We start from the raw sequence: 17487 nt of genomic DNA, 5'->3' as shown, positions 1-17487 counted from the left end.
TCGGAAGCGCCATTGCTGCCCGCAATGGAGTAGACCCGATCATAGAGGAACCTGGCGGCCTGCAGCGGTATGTCCGGCAGCCACTCCTGTTGGCGGTGCGTGACCGAAGTTGTTTTCTAGGAGATCGCAATGACACACAAGGGCAATTTCCACGTCATACCTCATGGCACAGGCTGGGACGTCAAGCAGGAAGGGGCGTTGCGTGCACGATCCCACTATGAAACCCAGGAAGAGGCGATCCAAGCTGGGAGTGCGCTTGCCCAGCGCGAGAAAGTGGAATTGCTGGTGCACGGTAGCGATGGTCATATCGTCTTCAAAACCGGTCCCGACAACTGAACGCCACGATCGTGACGCCACGGACTCCACGGACTCGTGTTCAAGAACGCACATCTGCAACGCATGCCCTCTGGCAAGGTGAATACCCCGCAGGCCGGACCTCTCCCCTTCGCCCTCTAGATCCACCAGGCATCGGCGGGGCGTTTTTCTTGTCAAAAGTGGTCAGGGACCCCTCATACCAGTGCGACTATTTGCCGACGACCTGCAGTCCGTCCACTACGGATTGCACACCCTCCACGGTGCGGACCGCGTTCAAGGCTGTCAGCTTCTCCGAATCGCTTTGAACTTTGCCATCGAGATGCACGACACCATTTTCAGTGCTCACTCGAATTCCGGCAGGTCTGAGCCCCTTCGCGGCAAGGAGCTCAGATTTGACCTTCGTCGTGATCGCGTTGTCGCTGCGCTTCGTCGCTAAATCGGTAGCCGACGATATGCTGTCCGAGTCGGGACGCCCCGGCGTTCCGGGTGGGCCGTTCATGGGCCGAACGCTATCTGATGCGGCAAGTGTGGGTGCATCCGCAAGACTCGTGGCACCGCACACTGCAGCGAGCAATCCAACAACGCTAGCAAGGCATACCTTTGGGACTGATTTCATGACTGTCTCCTACTGGTACTTCGGCGGGCCGCAGCGCTTAGCGAGCTGCTCACACCGCTCCCCCGCGCGCTCTATACACTGTCGCAAGAGCCGCTGAACGGCGGCCTACGGCAGACCCATTGGGGCGAACCTGCACGAGCCGCTTGCCTCAGCCGAGAGCCGGTGTGCTCCCTGCCTGCTGGCGCAGGACCCGACTGGCACGTATATGGCTGCTTGTCTGGTGTGGCCCTCGTTCGTCGCGAAACCAAAACCAGCCTTCGACGGGGGGCGACGGCAGCCATCGCCATGGTCACGCCCGTGGACCTCCTCGCGGCGGGGCTAACGCGCGCGGGCAAGTCAAGTCGTACTTTTCCCCGCCAATTCAGACCAGGCAAGGAGCGTCGCCCCCGCAACCGGGAATGCCTGCTGAGCCTCCGCGAAGTATTGGCAGCAGCCGAATGGCGAATCCTACTCGCTTCAAGGCCCAGACGCGCGCTTGCGAACAGGTTGCACAGCCTCTACGATCTGTTCCAGCGTGACTGGTTTCGTCAGGAACCCAATGAACCCCGCCTGCTGCGCCCGCGCGGGTTCGCCCGCATGCGACTGCCCTGTGCAAGCGATCACCGGAACCCCCGCCGCGTGCGTTGACGCACGCAATGCCTTCAGCAATTCGTAGCCGTCCATGCCAGGCATCTGGATGTCAGTGATTACCACATCGAAGTCGTCCGTCTCTGCGGCCGCCAGAGCCTCCGCCCCACTGGAGGCCACGCGGATCATGGCCTCTTCCGCCGTCAGCAGGTGGCCCAGCGCGTCGAGCAGGTCCTGATTATCGTCCACAAGCAGAATCCGCAGCCCCTGCAGTAGCGGGCCACTGGGACGGCCGGCGACGGTAAGTGCGGGGTCCGGACGCATTGGCAACGACACAGTGAAGCAGGCGCCGTGGCCCGGCCCCGCCGATTCAGCCCTGACGGTGCCACCCTGCAGTTCTGTTAGCTGCCGCACGAGGGACAGGCCAATACCCAGTCCCTGCCCGGCGTGCCGCCGCGCGCCCTGGCCCTGGCGGAACATCTCAAAGATATGATCCAGCGCGCTCGGTTCTATACCCTCGCCGTCGTCCTCGATTTTGACCTGCGCCCAATTAGCGTCCACCGTGACCCCGATGACCACGTGCCCGCCACGGCCCGTGAACTTGACCGCATTGCCGATTAGATTCCAGAGGATCTGCTCGACCCGGACCGGGTCGGCCCAGATCACGCAATCGCTGGCTGCGGCATCCATCGCCACCGCGACGCCACGCTGCGCCGCTGGCTGCCGGAAAGCCGCCATGACTTGCATCGCGATGGCGCGCAGGTTGATCCGCGAGGCCGCCAGCGTGAGCTTGCCGGTGCGCAGGCGCGAAAGGTCCATGAGGTCGTTGATGATGCGTGCCTGAGTGCCGACAGCTCGTACTATCGCCTTTGCGCCTTCCTGGATGCCGCGCGTCTGCTGAGCCTCCTTCAGGCGCAGCAGGGTCTCGGCCCTGAGCTGGATCACATTGAGCGGATTCTTCAGCTCATGGCTGACCATGGCCAGGAAATCGTCCTTGGCGCGCATCAGCGCCTCCGCCTGCTCGCGGGAATTGCGCTCCTGCGTGAGCTGCAGTTGCTGGATGTGCTCGGCATCGCGCTGCGCGGTCAGGTCCTGCGAGATCTTGGCGAAACCCTGGAAGTCGTTGCTGGCAACGGGTGTCACGATGCCGCTGCAATACAGCAGCGTGCCGTTCTTGCGCGTCATCCAGCGCTGGTCTTCGGCCCGACCTTCGCGGCTGGCGCGCGCGCGTTCCGCCGCCGGGATGCCCTGCTTGCGGTCGGGCGCAGAAAAAATCACGTCGGCGGACTGGCCGATCATCTCGCTGGCGGCATAGCCGAACAAGCGCTCCGCGCCCGTGTTCCAGCTCACCACCAGCCCATCCGCGTCCTGCACGATGATCGCGTAGTCACGCGTGCTTTGCGCGGCAAGCTGCAACTTGGCGAGGCTGTCGCGGGCGCGCTCCTCCGCGGCGCGGCGGGACGTGATATCGACAAAGGTCACGACCGCCCCGTCGATGCGGTCGTCCACCGTGCGATACGGGGCTACGCGGGTCAGGAACCAGCGGTTGTCCACGCTGCAGACCTCGCGCTCGACCGTGCCCAGCGTCTCGAACGCGCTGCGCGCGTCATCCGCCAGCGACGGATATTGCAGCCGGTGCGTCAGGTCGAGCAACGGCCGGCCCAGATCGGTGGGAATGATGTTGAAAAGCTCCACGACCTTCGGTGTATAGCGCTTGATGCGCATCTCGCGGTCCACGAACAGGCTCGCAATCTCGGTCGCGGAAATCAGGTTCAGCAGGTCGTCGCTGACCTTGGCGGCTTCCTCGATCCGCTCGCGAAGCTCCGCGTTGAGGGTCGCTAGTTCCTCGTTGATCGATTGCGCTTCTTCCTTGCTGGCTTCCAGCTCCTCGGTGGCCGAGCGCAACTCCTCGTTCATGGCCTGCAGTTCTTCGTTGGAGGCCTTCAGTTCCTGCCCGGAGGTTTCGGACTCCTCGATCGTGTCCTGCAACTGATCCCGGGTGTAGCGGAGCTCGTCCTCCATATGCTTGATCACCGCCTCCAGCCCGTCGGGCGCATCGGCCTTCGCCACGTCAAGGCGGAAATCGGCGATCGCATCCTGCACCTCGTCGAACATGACCAGCACGAAGCTGGTCCCCACGCTCGGCTCGCGAAATGGCCGCACGGTCATATTGACGAACGAGGTGGCCTGGCCGTCGGCAGCGGCCAGCCTGACCCGGCGCGCTTCCACGCTGCGACCCGTGCGGACGGCCTGGAACAGCGCAGCCTGCAACTCGGTGCGCAGCGGCGGATGCACCAGCGCCAGCAAGTTGCGGGTGGGTTCGCCACCCGTGTAGCGCAGGAAGTGCCCGGCGTGCTCGGACATATGCACGACGTCCGAGTCTTCGTTGATGATGACGCTCGGCGGGGCATATTGCTCCAGCACGCGCTGATGCAGCCCGGCAAACGTGAACGGCCGCACCACCGCGCCGTGCCGCGCCGCGCTTGGCTTCGGCAACGATGTCGGCGGCTGCAAGGCGACCCGCCGGTACGGCGCGAACGTGTTGCGCGCCAGCGCCTTGACCTGGTAGATCCGTTGCCGCTTGTCCACCGGCACGAAAAGGCGCTCAAGCCCATCGGCCGATTCGGAACTGCCAAGCAGCAGGTAACCGTTCGGCTGCAACGCGAAGTGAAATGTCTCCAGGACCTGCTTCTGCGCGTCGCGGTCCAGATAGATCAGCAGGTTGCGGCAGGAGATGAGATCCAGCCGTGAGAATGGCGGATCGCGCAGCACGTTATGCAGCGCGAACAGCATCGACTCGCGTACCTGCTTGTTGATCTTGGTGCCATCCTGGGCCGGCAGGAAAAACTGGCGCATCCGCGCTGGCGAGATATTGTCCACGGCGGCAGCGCTGTAATGACCGGTGCGCGCCAACGAAATGGCGCGCTCGTCGATGTCGGTGGCAAAGACCTGGATGCCGGGCCGCACCCTGCCCTCCAGCCGCTCCAGTTGCTCGTACAGCAGCATGGCGATCGAGTAAGCCTCTTCGCCCGTCGAGCAGCCCGCCACCCACGCCCGGACCTGCTCGTTCTCGTCCTTCTGCTCGAACAGACGGGGTATCACGACTTCTTGGAGCGCGGCGAACGCCTTGCTGTCGCGGAAGAATCCCGTCACGCCGATCAGCATGTCCTGCAGCAACGCCTGTGCCTCGGCACGGTCCGTGTCGAGCATGTCGCGGTAGTCGGTCAGGCGGGTCAGCGCGTGGATATACATGCGCCGCTGGATGCGCCGCATCACGGTGGGCCGCTTGTAGTGCCGGAAATCATGGTTCGTGCGGGTGCGCAACATCAACAGGATATCGCTCACCGCCTGTATGTCAGAGCGAGCGACGTCGCCATCGCCAGCGCCGGGGGAATCGTTGGCGGAGGGCACCTTGCCGCTACAATCGAGCGGGGCGCGCGACAGTTCCTCGAGCTTGCCGGCAATGGCGGCCGCGTCCAGGGTTAGGTCCACCACCTGGGCATCGATGACGCTCTGCGGCATTTCCGGATGCTTGGCATCCGCCGGGCGCTGCGCGATGACGATACCACCCTGGGCCCGGATATGCCTGGCGCCCAGTGTACCGTCCGTGCCGGTACCGGACAGCACCACCGCGACGGCGCGCTCCCGGTAGCTGGCCGCGAGGCTCTCGAAAAGCTTGTCGATGGCAACCGGATGCGCGGGGCGGCGCGTTGCCGACGACAACTCGAGCCGGCCTGGACTAACGGTAAGGACGGTGCCAGGCGCAATCAGGTAGACGTGGTCGGCCTCCAGCGACATGGGCTGGTCGACTTGGGTCACCGGCATTTGGGTGGCGTTCTGGAACACCGCCGCGGCGTTGCTCGGCTGGTCAGGTGCGAGGTGCATCGCCACCACAAACGCGGCCCCTGGAGCCTCTGGCAAGCCGGCCAGCACCTGCAGGATAGCTTCAACACCGCCGGCGGAGGCGCCGATTCCCACGACCGGCATATGCGAGGCTACCGGAGATTGCGCATCCGCAGCGGCTGGCGCATCATCTTCCGACCCCGGTATCACGGCGTGGGTGTCAGTCATTGTGATCTCGACCTCAAAGGAATATCAATGTGATTTTCCCCCAAATAAGTGCTGGCGTGAAACCTCCCTGTTTGCGAAACGCCGGGATCGCAACCTAAGGAATGCACAAAGACCCACAACCTAGACTGCGATGCATTCTCTATTCTTCCCCAGGTGGGCCGCGCCTCGCACAAATGTGCGTCTTGAGACGCATTGGTCAATCGCCTAGAGCCGTTTGCGCAGAGCCGGAAGGGCCATGTACGCATCGCGGCGGCGGCGTCGGTGGCCTACCCGTTCCCGGTCCACTCGATTGGAGCGTTCCGGCAGTCGTAGTCGGGCGTCACCTGCACGTTGGGCGACGCTGGCGCGGAGAGGCGGTAGCCGCTGGCGGTGGATGGCGAGTTGGATTCCGCCATGATCAGCACGCACAAGGGCTTGGACTGGGACAAGGAGGTGGGGGCCAGCCTGACCGCGCTCGGGGTCGACGGGGCGGGTAGGACGTCGGAGTTAGACCTTGTGCTGGAGCCGCGCCGGCCGCAATCTGCATTTTGGCGTGCGAGAGCATGCTCAAGACCGACCGTCGCGACAGCCTGAGCCTGGCCCGCCTGCATCGGGCCGGCGAGCTGACAGCGTTCTGGATACCAGGCGAAACGCAAGAGGCATTGCGCGACCTCACCCGTGCGCGCGACGACATGAAGCATCTGCAACGGCAGGCCAAGCAAAGATTGCTGTCGTTCCTATTGCGGCATGGCCATCGCTATACCGGCAAGTGTCGCTGGGCCCAGGCGCATTGGCGTTGGCTCGAAGGGGTGAAATTTGCGCAACCGGTGCAGCAAATCGTATTGCAGGAATACATGGATACGGTCAAGGCTTGCAGCCAACGTGTAGCGAGCCTGGAGCAGGAAATCGACCGCGCGGTGCAAGACTGCCCGGTGCGGCCGGTGATCGAGGCATTGATGGCCTTGCGGGGTGTCAGCCTGATTGCTGCGGTAACCGTAGTCGCCGAGCTTGGCGATCTGCGACGCTTCTCCGAAGCGCCGCAACTGATGGCGTATCTGGGCCTGGTGCCAAGCGAGCATTCCAGCGGCAAGCGAGAGCGACGAGGCACCGCCGGGCCTGGCCTAAACACACTGGGGATTTAACCGATCATGAACAGGAAACAGAGCACTTGACACGGTCAGTACATATCAGTGTCCTGAGTCAGAAATTCGTAGACAAAATCGCCTGATGCTGGCGAGGATGTCATCGGCTGACTTCGTCCACACGAAAGGGTTGGGGTTGGCGTTGTTCAGGTCAACGTATTGGCGGATGGCTTGCTCAAGTTGTCGGGTTGAGCGATGCGTGCCGCGGCGGATGTATTGTTCGGTGATGGTTGCAAACCAGCGTTCCACCTGATTGATCCGTGAGGCAGAGGTCGGTGTGAAATGAACGTGGAAGCGCGGATGGCGAGCGAACCAAGCCTTGATCGCGCTTGGGCGCCCAGGCCGCTGGCGACGAGTTGCTTGGTCGCCGCGGCGCCTCAGAACATGAGCCACGCGTAGAAGAAGAAGGTATTGTTGTCCGCTGCGCGTCTCAATGTTCCATCGTAGTTGGAGTGGCTACCATTGAACTTGGTATAGCCCGTATATTGAAGACCGAAGCGAACGTTCATCTGGGGGTCCCACACAAACTTGAACTTCGGCCAGTAGTTCAGCTCGACGATATAGCCCGTCGTATCCGGCGTCCCGGATGTCGTGCCATACCGTGCGAAATCGGGGACGCCCGTCACCTTGAACGCGCCGGCAGTGATGCCGTAGGTGCGCTCGAACAGATAGGTGACCTTGGCCCGGGCCGAACGCAGTGTGGAATTGGGGTTGTCATTGCTGCCGTTAGGGAAGCCAGACCGCCAGTCGGTCTTCTCGTGGATCAGGGCAGCCTGCGCGCTGACGATATGGCGGTCGTCCTTGCTGAAGAACTGGTATTGGGCATCGAATCCGAGATCGCGGAACCGGTCCCCGGCTTTCGCGCTGTCCGGCACTTCCACTGTCACTATCAATCCAAAGTGGCCGATCGTGAAATTTTGATGCTCGCTGCCGAAGGTATAGGCGATGCGCCAGTATGGGTTGGCGCCATTAAGTGAAACTCTTTGATTGTCCGGCGTGCCGGCGCGGAGAACCGATAGCGCGCCTTTCGCCGTTTGATAGGAAGTCGCCTCCGGGTAAAGCGAATCCAGCAGGTAGGCATAGCCGCCAATCCCGGCTACCCGCACGCCCGACTCCAGGAACGTTGAGGTGCCTCGGCCTGGCGCCGCGATACTCGGGCTCCAGTACGGAAAGCTCCATGCAGGGATGGTGTTGAAGACGTCCTGAACGGTGGGGTTGTTATGCAGGGTCAGACCGAAGAGCGTTGGTTTCTCCTCCGACCCGAACAGTTTCACCAGGCGCAGATCGGTACTGTCGAGCGCGCTATGGCCGGAGAACGTCTGGTTATCCGTGGTGCTGACATTGTTGTAGGTCCACTGGATGAAGGCCCCGGCGTTATCCGTGATCTTTCCGCCGGAAAACAGGCTGACGGCCTCCGCAACAAACTCGTTGTTCTTGCCGAAGAGCTTCTCGCCGGTCGACTTGTCGGTATTGTCATTGATCGAATTGCGTGAGACCACTGCCATCAGGGCAAGCGGCACCTTTTCGCGTTCCCCCAGGGTGTAACCTGTAAGTTTGAACTTCCGTCCGAATGGTGTCAGCTCTGGATAGACCGTATGGCAGGCGGAGCAGTTCAATCCGGTTTGTCTGGCAAAAAGGGGATTGGCTTCCGTACGCTGAACGAGGCAAAGACTGGCAATCGCCCATAGTATGGCGATGGCGCCCCTGATGCATGCGCGATGGGTGTGCATTCCGCTGCTCCAGTTCTGGGCTTGGCTCCAGCTTGCAGGCAAATCTTAGGTCGGCCGGTCACGATCTTTTAGGTTTAGGGGAGATCTACTCCCGTGTGGCTGGGTGTGTCACTACGGATCTCGCAACTAATTGCGCCGCCTTCGGAGCGCGCCGCCGCCTCTAGAGCCGAACGCGCTGACCTGTCCTACCGCGGCGGTAGGGAACCAATCCATGCTGCCTCGCGTTACTTGCCTGCCCCAATGCAGGCGGGCGATATCCAGATTAGTCAACTCGGGGCCCCACTTGGCGTTCAGACGAATCGGAGCGGAGCGAGCGACAGGAATCAACATGGTGCACAGCGATGTGCACGCCGCTTCCTGATGACACAGAGTCGCGATCTACCGCCGGATGAAGATTGTCGCCTCGGTACCAGACCAAGCCACGCCGCGAGGTGGCGGCCCTTTGAATCCCTTGGCCTCGCCAGCGGCCAGGCAACCATCGCCGTCGTGGGAAATACCATCCCTGCAGCTCTGGAATCGCACTGCAGCGGCACGCATAGCCGTCGATGATGGCGCAGCGCGTCGGCAACGTGGCCGTAGCCGAACACCGGCGGCGTCAGGCCGTCTGCATTGCATGGCGACGATGCCGCGCAGAGCGTGCCTTCGGCACGGTTCGCCGCTGACTGCCGGACGGATCGCCACCGCCGCCGCCGTCCCCGGTGCCGATGGCAGGCATACCGTCGGCCCGAACAGGACCAGGCCGCCTTTCTGATTGCTGATGGCGTTGTGGGGGATCGACAGCAACATGGTCCCGGTGAGGTCGGCGGCGTCCGCGCTGGCGGCCGAACGGCGTAGTTGGGGTCGAATGCCCGGGCGAGATATTCAGGAATGACGTGGCAGCCACCACACCATGGGATGCCCGCTGTAACGCCGGCGGAACCCCAATACTGTCCCTTGCGGAAGAAAATAGCATCACGTTGCACCCCCAGCGAACCCATGATCCGCCGCACCGTCTCGTTGGCTAAGTGAACGCCGTGTCGCTCGCGCCGCTTTTCGCAGGCCAGCGTCGGGCAATCGGCGGCCTATCAGTGCGAGCTGCTCTTTGTATGATGGGGGCCACTTCGGGAGATGGAGCCGGCCGGACACGACGGAGGCTTTTTTAGCGTGGAGAAGGACCGGGACCGGCCACACGCCGCCTTCCGGCACATTCGCCAATAGCAGTCGTCGCAAGCGACCGGGCCAGTCACGACACCGGGGTTACCAGAAATACTGCTACCCCGCGAATGTCCTATTATGTCCTATAGGGAATTCGGACTTTGCGTGCACTTATCAAACCTTGGAATCTTTGCTTTTTCTTAATATCGGCTGGAGCCTCGAACCCTGCGTGATCGCCGCAGTCGATCTGAATCAGTTCGCCGAGACACGTTCCAGGGTTGCGCGGATATGAAGCCAATGGGATCGGCAAACTGCTCAGCTTCGTGCATCGTGATGGCACGGGCAGCAAGCAGGTGGACTGGCAGGTCCGCGTCGGCGGCGGCGCGTTCTCGTTTGGGCAGGGCGCCGGGCAGGAACTCTACGTGCTGGCCGAATACGTCGACCTAACGTGGGTCGGCGCAGGCATCTGGGTGCCGCGCAGGCTACGCCCGCCCAAGTCCCCTTTTGGAGCGGACCCTATGAAAACGATGACGTGCAGGGAACTCGGCGGGAAATGCGACGAAAAGTTGTCGGCCAGTTCTTGGGACGAGATGGTCAATGTCATGACGAAGCACGTCTTGGAGAAGCATCCGGACGTAGCAAAAATGATGGAGAAAATGCACAACGAAGATCCGACGAAATGGGGCAAGGAAATGAGGCCAAAATGGGATGCGGCTCCAGAAACCTAATGCAGATATCGTGGAGATCTTGGCGGGACTCCTTGCCGCTTGACGTCGGTTCACGGTAGGGGCATTGTCGCAGGCCACCGTCCGGCCGAAATCGGCGTAATCTCCGGGATTACCATGCGTGCCTTAGCTTCGCGCATCCTTGGCGTCGGCGTTGGCCTGGCTGTCCACGCTGGCGCGACAGCAAGCCCCCATGGGGCCATCGGCTCGCAAGCGTTGGACGCCCGGATCAAATCAAGGCGCTCCGCGGCACGCCATTGCGCCAGCAGGCCCTCGGCCGTTGCCTGAATGACCTTGAAGCGGTCAATTTCGCGCAGACTCATGGTGATCAACCCTCGATCCTCCCTGGCGCGCTCCCGTCCGATAAAGGCGTTACGCGTATAGGTCTATCGAGAGGAAATTCTGATGTGTCTGGAAGCGGACATTCTAAATAGCCCCCGCGAGTACGCCCCCGATCAGGTCTGTACCTGTCACATGTGCTCATCGGTAAGCCTGCTGCCCGAGCTCTTGGGCGAGGCCGATGAGAATTCCTTCGGGGCCCCGGATGTAGCAGAGCCGATACGTGTCTTGGTACTGGACCACTTCGCCGACGAGCTCCGCGCCGCGTTTGCCGAGCCGGGCGAGCGTATCGTCGATGTCCTCCACGGTGAACATGACGCGTAGGTAACCGAGAGCGTTCACCGGGGCGCTGCGGTGATCGGCAACCACAGGCGGCGCAAGGAATCGGGACATCTCGATCCGGCTGTGACCGTCCGGCGTACGCATCATGGCAATCTCGACGCGCATGTTGCGCAATCCAGTTACGCCATCTGCCCAGTCTCCTTCGATTGGGGCGCGCCCCTCGAGCTCGAGGCCAAGTTCGGTGAAAAACTCAATGGCGGCATCGATGTCTTCTACAACGATGCCGACGTTGTCCATACGCTTGACCGTCATGATGTCTCCTTGAGTTCTAACGAATGAAAGGGACGGACTTCCCGGTCCCGGGCAAGCGGCACGGCACAGAATGCCTGCCATAGCGGTCTAACGATGAGGATCTCATTCAACATCATTGGCCAATCGAAAGAGGAAATTATGAGGTTGGTGCCGGGGCGATGGGGGCAGAGCGGTGGCCGCAACAGTTGGCGCGCTGCCCGTGAGCAGCCCACCTGAAACCCCGGGGCGGCCTGAAGTACGTAGTGATAGGGCAAGACACTGACAGCGTGTTTATGAGGGTTAGAGCCCAGCTTCTTGTCGTCGGGGCCTATGCGCAGTGACGACAGCGCGGGTAAGTCGCGCAAGCGGTCGATCTGGTCTTCCTGCAGTTCAGCTTGAGTTCACGTTCCATGGCATGGCCTCGCGTGTGGCGGCGAGCATCGGGATGCGAATCGCAATCCCAATGTTCCCTACGTCCATATCTATCCACGATCTGATAAAAGCCATCGCGCTGCCGCGCAGCGTCATCGCAGATCGCGAATTCCGGGTTCAAGATATCCGGCTACTTCTCCCCGATGAAGTTTCGTATTTCCGCGGCCGGTGGATCGCAACCCAGAGATTGCCTATGCGATTTCTGAACGCGCGCGACCTGCTCGATGGCGCCAGAGGCTGACGAACACAGGCCGCGCGACGCTATCGGCTGTCGCTACCTGTTGGCGGAGATCGGCGTCGACATGACGCGTTTTCCCGATGCCGGCCATCTGGTGTCTTGGGCGGGCCTGTGCCCGCGCAATGACGAGAGCGCCGGCAAACGCCTCAGCACACAGGTGCGCAAGAGCGGCACCTGGCTCAAAACCGCTTTGGTGACCGCCGCCTGGGCCGCGGTGCGCGTCAAGACCAGCTATCTGCGCGCCCAGTTCCTGCGCATCAAGGGCCGACGCGGCGCGGCGCCAAGAGGGCCTCCTCGCCGTAGCTGCTTCCATGCTCACCGCCGCTTACCACATGCTTCGGGATGGCGTTGAGTACGCCGACCTTGGCCCTGGTTACTTCGACCGCCATCATGCCGAGAAGACCATCCGCCGCCTGCTCAAACGCCTTGCCAATCTCGGGTGTCATATGGATCCGATTGCTCATGCCGTCTAGCGCTATTGGCCGCCACCATGACCTACCGAATTGATGGACTCGAGCCGACGCTGACGGTATGCCAGAGACAAGGCAGGTGCAGTCCACTTGGTAGGACGGTGTCCGACGGCATTTTTTACAAGCCTCGCCTACGCTTTAGGCATCTCCCTTCAAGAGGAAGTGAGATGCGAAGAGGCATTATGGTTTGTGCAGTGCTCACCGGTTGGGTCGTGAAAACATATGGTGCGGCCACTGCGATTGAAGCAGGCGAAGCTTTAAGTGTCGGAAGCGCCATAGCGGCCCGCAACGGAGCAGACCTGATCATCGAGGATCCGAGCGGCCTGCTGCGGTACATTCGGCAGCCACTTCCGTGGGCGGCGTCACGGAGGTTGTTTTCTAGGAGATCGCCATGACACACAAGGGCAATTTCCATGTCATACCTCACGGCAGAGGCTGGGACGTTAGGCAGGAAGGGGCGCTGCGTGCACGATTCCATTATGAAACCCAGGAAGACGCGATCAAAGCGCTCTTGCCGAGCGCGAAAAAGTGGAGTTGCTGGTGCATGGTAGCGATGGCCAAGTCCGCTTCAATAGTGGCCCCGACAACTGACCGTTAAGATAGATTGTGATGCCACCAGCCCCTCGTGTGTGAGGGATGGGTGAGAGAGGACGGAAGCTACGGGGGCCACTTTTGACGGCCCCGCCGATGTCAAGACTGTCAGCTTCAGATGAGGGACCCCTCATACCAGCGCGGTTATTCCGACCCACTGATTGCACACCATCCAGTGCACGGACCACGTAGGATCGACGGGGCGAGGTGGACGGACCGCAGGCTCTCTGAATCGCTTTGAACGTTGCCATCCAGATGCACTACCCCATTTTCAGTTCTCACTCGAACACTATCAACATGACCTCGTTCGCTTGCGTTCGCGGCGCGATTGCCTATTAATGTGAAAGGGAGCTTGCCGCGCACGCAAAGTGCCAACGATTTCTCGATAGGAGGTGCAACCATGACTACTCGACGAACATTTCTAAAGGGCATATCAGGCGTCGTAACGGTCGCGGTGGCCGGGATTGAGACCCCCGCAGGCGCGCAAGCGGCGAAGCTTGACGAAAACGATCCGCAAGCCGTTTCGCTTGGATACAAGCACGACACAGGAAAAGTCGATAGGGCTAAGTTTCCAAAACACGAGGTAAGTCAGAAGTGCAGCAACTGCCAATTGTTTCAAGGAAAGGCCAGCGATGCATGGGGACCGTGCCCCATCTTCGGCGGCAAACAAGTTGCGGCAAACGGCTGGTGCAACTCTTATGTAAAAAAGGCTTGAGAAATCCATGAGGAGTGATCTTTTAGCCCGCATACGAGCGCGCGGCGGATGACGCGTCGCTTCTCCACCGGGCCGCGTTAGCGGCGCCCGCCGGCCGTGCGCAACGGTGCCAGGGAAAATCCACGCGTCACGCGGCAGTAGCTCTGTCTGCCGCAAATCACCATCTCGGCCGTCCAGCCAGGCAGATGACATTGGTAGCGCATTGGCACACAACGAGACGGGTGCGTAGGAGCGAAAGATGCTGACTGGTTCCGGCAGGGAGTCCAATCACGCAAGCATCGACACCATCGCCGGCGGGAGGCACGCTATGACGAGGCCGGTGAGTGTCAGCACGTCCGCGATGCGCGTAGCGCCATGGTCCGAAGCCTGCGGCTCGATTGCGTCGCCGGAGTCCGCGAGATTGTTCATTCGCATTCGAACTCCGGTAGGGTAAGGCCTTCAATGAGGGGGACTAGCAATTTACGCGCCAGAAACTATGCAGCGGTAGTCCTCTGACTCGCAACGCGCAGTAGGCCCTCGGCAGAAATGTGCAATCGCAGCATTTTTGACTGCCACCTCCTTTCGGGCGGCGCGGCTGGTCCTTCCAAATGCTGCCGTCAAACCGACGGCTATTGCTTCGGAGCTGGGCTCGGCGAGTCGCCTTTAGGCCCCGAAGGAGAATCAGCGGTGGGGGCCGGCGCGGCGTCCTGCTGACGGGGCTTCTTGGCGGGGAGTGCTTCTTCTGCTTCGGCTGGGACATCTTCATGCGGCCTGGAGTGCCCATGTCGCTAGCCGCAGGAGTATTCCCGCGGGCGGCGCCAGCAGCAGTTCCCCCTTCAGGAGGCGCACTGGGGTTAGGTGCATTTTGCGGCGCTTGCTGAGCCATTACTGGCATCGCAAGAACGACCGTCAATGCAAGGATACGGGAAAGGAGAAGAGCGTTTTTCATTTTGGCCTCTTGTCATCAAAATACAGGTGTGCTCAGGAAAATTCTCAGTTGCGAAGGCAGTCCCCTTTCCCCCTTTCCGGATACGCATTCACCGCGTTGCCGCCGGCAAGCCGTGCTGTCGGACTCACCGACCGGAGAGACGCCGGGCCATCGGCCTCTACTGCCACTCCGGCGGTACCGCCGAGTCAATCACCCCTTCCTCCCGTCTATCCTGCGTCGCAACATGGTTGAGCGGCAACATGTCGTCACAATCTAGGATAGCGATGCCTCGCTTTCAAGTACACAGTGCATGGCAGTTCGGCAATGGCGCAGGGAGGTCCGGAAGGCGTAAGGCGATCCAGGGCGCCACACGAGGGTGGACGCCGATCTGGCGAAGGCTGTCTTAAAATTTTCATGTCACGCCTTGATAATTCGTATAGGGCGGTATTGAATGAACATTCCCGGAACGCGCGGTAGGCGTCCGGTGGTCAAGGACCTCGCAGCGAGGTCGAAGCCTTCACCGCACGGGCCAAGCGCCCGGCGCGACGACGGTCATTGACGCTTCCCAGCAGACCTAACATTTCAAACATCGGAGACAAGGATGCTGAGCCCTCATGAAGTGGCAACCCTCATGCTGATCAACGACGTCCAAGATCACACTGAACTGGATCGCGCGGATCTTGACACCCTCCTCGAACACCAGCTTGTCAGCCTGGAGAGATTCGAATCTGGGCACCGACGGCCCTGCATCACCGCCCGGGGCGGTGCCGTCCCCAACGCCATCGCGCGAATCCGCTAAGCGGCTGGAGATGCCGTACGCGCCTCGCATGACAACGCGACAGGCGAGTGCTTCGCTTGATGCCCGTACTGATGGTGGCCTTAGCGCCTGAACTCGCGCGAGTGTTCGCCTCCAATCGATCCATGAACACAACCTGTCGCAGAAGCGCATCGTCGTCCAATATCCCAGGACGCGCGTCGGGTCGAATTTCAGGAGCTTCATGATGAATCCGTCCCCCGAGCAAATCGCCGCCGCGCAACAAGCCAGTCTCGCCATCCTGTTTGGTTTGACGAACAAGGCCTTCACAGGCTTCGAGAAACTGCTCGACCTGAATCTGCAAGTGATGAAGTCCGCGCTGGCGGAAGCGCAGGAAAACACGCAGAAAGCGTTATTCGTGAAAGATCAGCAAGAGCTGCTCGCACTGCAAATCAGTCTGTTACAGCCGATCGGCGAGCGGGTGCTGTCGTACAGCCGTCATCTGTACGACATCGCGTCGGCCACGCAAGCCGAAGTCGCCAAGGTCGCCAAGGCGCAATACGAAGCACACAACCGCAGGATGCAAGAGCTCGTCGACAACCTCGCGAACAGCGCGCCGGCGGGTTCGGAACCCGCCGTTGCGGCACTGACGTCGGTGATCAGCGCCAACAACCAGTTGTCCGAAACAATGTACCAGACCGTGAAGCAGGCGATCGAAGTTGCCGAACATAACTTCAACGCTGCTAGCAGCGCTGCGTCAAGAGGGGCTAAGCAAGGAATTGATGACGCGTCGCGCGCCGCCAGGAAGTAACGATCGGCTCTCTTCGGGTGCGCCCGCATCCGGTGTAACCGGCACCGGGGATTGTTAACGAAAGGATTAGGCATACCGAATCGATCGTTCCGATGCGGCGTCGCGGCGGCTATGCCGTTTCAGGGAAGACGAGGTGGTCCGCGAGTCCAGGCAGCAGGGCCCGTCGGCGCGATCGGCTGCGGGGGCGCGGCCGAATTACTTCCGTGGCGCCCATGCCGTCAGCAGGACGCAGCGCCGTCCCCCCACCGCTGATTCTCCTTCGGGACCCAAGGGCGATTTGCCGAACCCCGCACCGAAACGGTCTAGAAGCTGATCGCGAAGGATGGCAATGGCGCGGTTAGCATGCCCGCGAGACGCGTGCAAGCGGGCCATGGGATCGCTTCGCCACGCATCTTAAGCCGGGGAGAGCCTGCGTGTAGATCGTTCAGTTCCTTCTCAGTCCTGACATATGAGGCCACGAATGTATGGCGATAGCGGTAGTGGCACCATGACAAATTTTGACGCCTTCCCAACTGAAGAACGAGAGGCCTTTTCGCGCGCGTGCCGCCGTTGTGGCTTCATTGCGGGCGATTTCGCAGTATGGGATTCGATAGATGGCGCCACGGGGAAGTCCGGCTCATTAGCGTACGTCTGGCCAAGACTAGCGTGTGCATGCTGTATGCGGCCGGCCTTCGTGAGTTTTGGCCGGTGGAGTTTGAGCATGACCTGAGGGCCGAAATCTACGACTCTGCGCCCGACTGAAGCGCAAGGAAGTCATCCTGTCAGATGCATCTATCCGAATGCACGTAGCCCCTGAACTGGACGCTTTAGGCACGTGTAGAGTTTAATTTACTCCTCAAGGATGGACAGGCCACCGACGAATGGATCGGCGGGATCATTGGTATCGGACGGGGTGATGAAGCTATCATCACATTTGATGGGTTGGAGATGGGTGACAGGGCCGAAATCTCCCGAGCGGAGATCGCCGGGATTATTCGTGCAACGAAGAAATGAACACTGGCCTTGCCCAATTGCGTCATACCATACCTGCAGCTCTCCCCGTTTGCTAAAGCAGCCGCGAAAGCTGCAGCCGGCCCGCAATTCCGAGCTGTATTGACTCTCTACGCGGAATCCAGTGGGTCGCTGTCGAACTATCGCGTCATGCAGGACGAAGCATTGCTGAAGGTCCCGTAAACACTCCTGGCGGCGGCGCTTGGGTTGGCTCGTTCCCGGTTGTAAATAGAGGCGACCGAGGTCTGAGATATTGCTTAATACGAAGGCTAATCGCGGCCGATTGTCAGGCGGCAGTTTCTGCTGATCCGGCGGATTGCGGCCAGTGCCTATACGGGCGGTAAGGCTACCGCGCCACCGTGCGCGGGACGAGCGGCGCGGGGAGATA

The 17487-nt window shown here is 61.1% G+C and carries 13 protein-coding genes and 3 pseudogenes; 8 read left to right on the top strand and 8 right to left on the bottom strand.

Annotated elements, in window-relative coordinates; translation table 11 throughout:
- Positions 1–129 precede the first annotated feature (129 nt).
- Positions 130–336: a DUF2188 domain-containing protein gene (locus OMK73_RS05360; protein ID WP_267601087.1), complete on the top strand. Its 207-nt coding sequence runs from the start codon at positions 130–132 to the stop codon at positions 334–336.
- A gap of 187 nt (positions 337–523) precedes the next feature.
- On the opposite strand, the gene OMK73_RS05355 is transcribed toward OMK73_RS05360, so the two are convergent.
- From OMK73_RS05355 to OMK73_RS05345, 3 genes are all read right to left on the bottom strand, one after another.
- Positions 524–931 (bottom strand): BON domain-containing protein, encoded by a 408-nt coding sequence (locus tag OMK73_RS05355; protein ID WP_267601086.1) that lies wholly within the window; start codon positions 929–931, stop codon positions 524–526.
- A 456-nt stretch (positions 932–1387) separates the two neighbouring features.
- Complete coding sequence (locus tag OMK73_RS05350) at positions 1388–5569, bottom strand: CheR family methyltransferase (RefSeq protein ID WP_267601085.1); 4182 nt, start codon at positions 5567–5569, stop codon at positions 1388–1390.
- Between the two features lie 266 nt (positions 5570–5835).
- Complete coding sequence (locus tag OMK73_RS05345) at positions 5836–5997, bottom strand: hypothetical protein (RefSeq protein WP_267601084.1); 162 nt, start codon at positions 5995–5997, stop codon at positions 5836–5838.
- 114 nt (positions 5998–6111) lie between these two features.
- Between OMK73_RS05345 and OMK73_RS05340 the strand changes: the two genes are divergently transcribed.
- Positions 6112–6690: an IS110 family transposase gene (locus tag OMK73_RS05340; RefSeq protein ID WP_267601083.1), complete on the top strand. Its 579-nt coding sequence runs from the start codon at positions 6112–6114 to the stop codon at positions 6688–6690.
- Positions 6691–6735: 45 nt separating this feature from the next.
- On the opposite strand, the pseudogene OMK73_RS05335 reads toward OMK73_RS05340, so the two are convergent.
- The 3 genes and pseudogenes from OMK73_RS05335 to OMK73_RS38840 all read right to left on the bottom strand — a co-directional run.
- Positions 6736–7014, bottom strand: a pseudogene (locus OMK73_RS05335) (IS630 family transposase); the annotation flags it as partial.
- 53 nt (positions 7015–7067) lie between these two features.
- Positions 7068–8420 carry a cytochrome C gene (locus OMK73_RS05330; protein WP_267601082.1) on the bottom strand — a complete coding sequence of 451 codons (1353 nt, stop codon included), beginning with the start codon at positions 8418–8420 and terminating at the stop codon, positions 7068–7070.
- 350 nt (positions 8421–8770) lie between these two features.
- Positions 8771–8888, bottom strand: a pseudogene (locus tag OMK73_RS38840) (transposase); the annotation flags it as partial.
- A 944-nt stretch (positions 8889–9832) separates the two neighbouring features.
- Between OMK73_RS38840 and OMK73_RS05325 the strand changes: the two are divergent.
- A complete protein-coding gene (locus OMK73_RS05325; RefSeq protein ID WP_267601081.1) occupies positions 9833–10282 on the top strand; it encodes a hypothetical protein in 450 nt (149 codons plus the stop codon).
- A gap of 477 nt (positions 10283–10759) precedes the next feature.
- Here OMK73_RS05325 and OMK73_RS05320 read toward each other — a convergent pair whose 3' ends face one another.
- On the bottom strand, positions 10760–11212 hold the full coding sequence (locus OMK73_RS05320; RefSeq protein ID WP_267601080.1) for a VOC family protein: 453 nt from the start codon (positions 11210–11212) through the stop codon (positions 10760–10762).
- Between the two features lie 671 nt (positions 11213–11883).
- On the opposite strand from OMK73_RS05320, the pseudogene OMK73_RS05315 reads away from it, so the two are divergent.
- The 3 genes and pseudogenes from OMK73_RS05315 to OMK73_RS05305 all read left to right on the top strand — a co-directional run.
- Positions 11884–12334: pseudogene (locus tag OMK73_RS05315) on the top strand (transposase); the annotation flags it as partial.
- 388 nt (positions 12335–12722) lie between these two features.
- Positions 12723–12929, top strand: a complete 207-nt coding sequence (locus tag OMK73_RS05310; RefSeq protein ID WP_324291664.1) for a DUF2188 domain-containing protein — start codon at positions 12723–12725, stop codon at positions 12927–12929.
- Between the two features lie 393 nt (positions 12930–13322).
- On the top strand, positions 13323–13637 hold the full coding sequence (locus OMK73_RS05305; RefSeq protein WP_267601079.1) for a high-potential iron-sulfur protein: 315 nt from the start codon (positions 13323–13325) through the stop codon (positions 13635–13637).
- A gap of 267 nt (positions 13638–13904) precedes the next feature.
- Here the strand turns inward: OMK73_RS05305 and OMK73_RS05300 are convergent, their stop codons facing one another.
- The gene (locus OMK73_RS05300) at positions 13905–14045 is read right to left on the bottom strand and encodes a hypothetical protein (RefSeq protein WP_267601078.1); all 141 of its coding nucleotides are present in this window, start codon (positions 14043–14045) and stop codon (positions 13905–13907) included.
- A 1130-nt stretch (positions 14046–15175) separates the two neighbouring features.
- Between OMK73_RS05300 and OMK73_RS05295 the strand changes: the two genes are divergently transcribed.
- Both OMK73_RS05295 and OMK73_RS05290 read left to right on the top strand, forming a co-directional pair.
- A complete protein-coding gene (locus OMK73_RS05295) occupies positions 15176–15343 on the top strand; it encodes a hypothetical protein (RefSeq protein WP_267601077.1) in 168 nt (55 codons plus the stop codon).
- A gap of 202 nt (positions 15344–15545) precedes the next feature.
- Positions 15546–16109, top strand: a complete 564-nt coding sequence (locus OMK73_RS05290) for a phasin family protein (protein ID WP_267601076.1) — start codon at positions 15546–15548, stop codon at positions 16107–16109.
- Positions 16110–17487 lie beyond the last annotated feature (1378 nt).

The sequence above is a fragment of the Cupriavidus sp. D39 genome (genome assembly GCF_026627925.1).
In the GTDB taxonomy this organism is placed as follows: Bacteria; Pseudomonadota; Gammaproteobacteria; order Burkholderiales; family Burkholderiaceae; genus Cupriavidus; species Cupriavidus ulmosensis.
The sequence above is the reverse complement of the archived record's forward strand: the minus strand, read 5'-3'. Positions and strand labels throughout refer to the sequence as shown.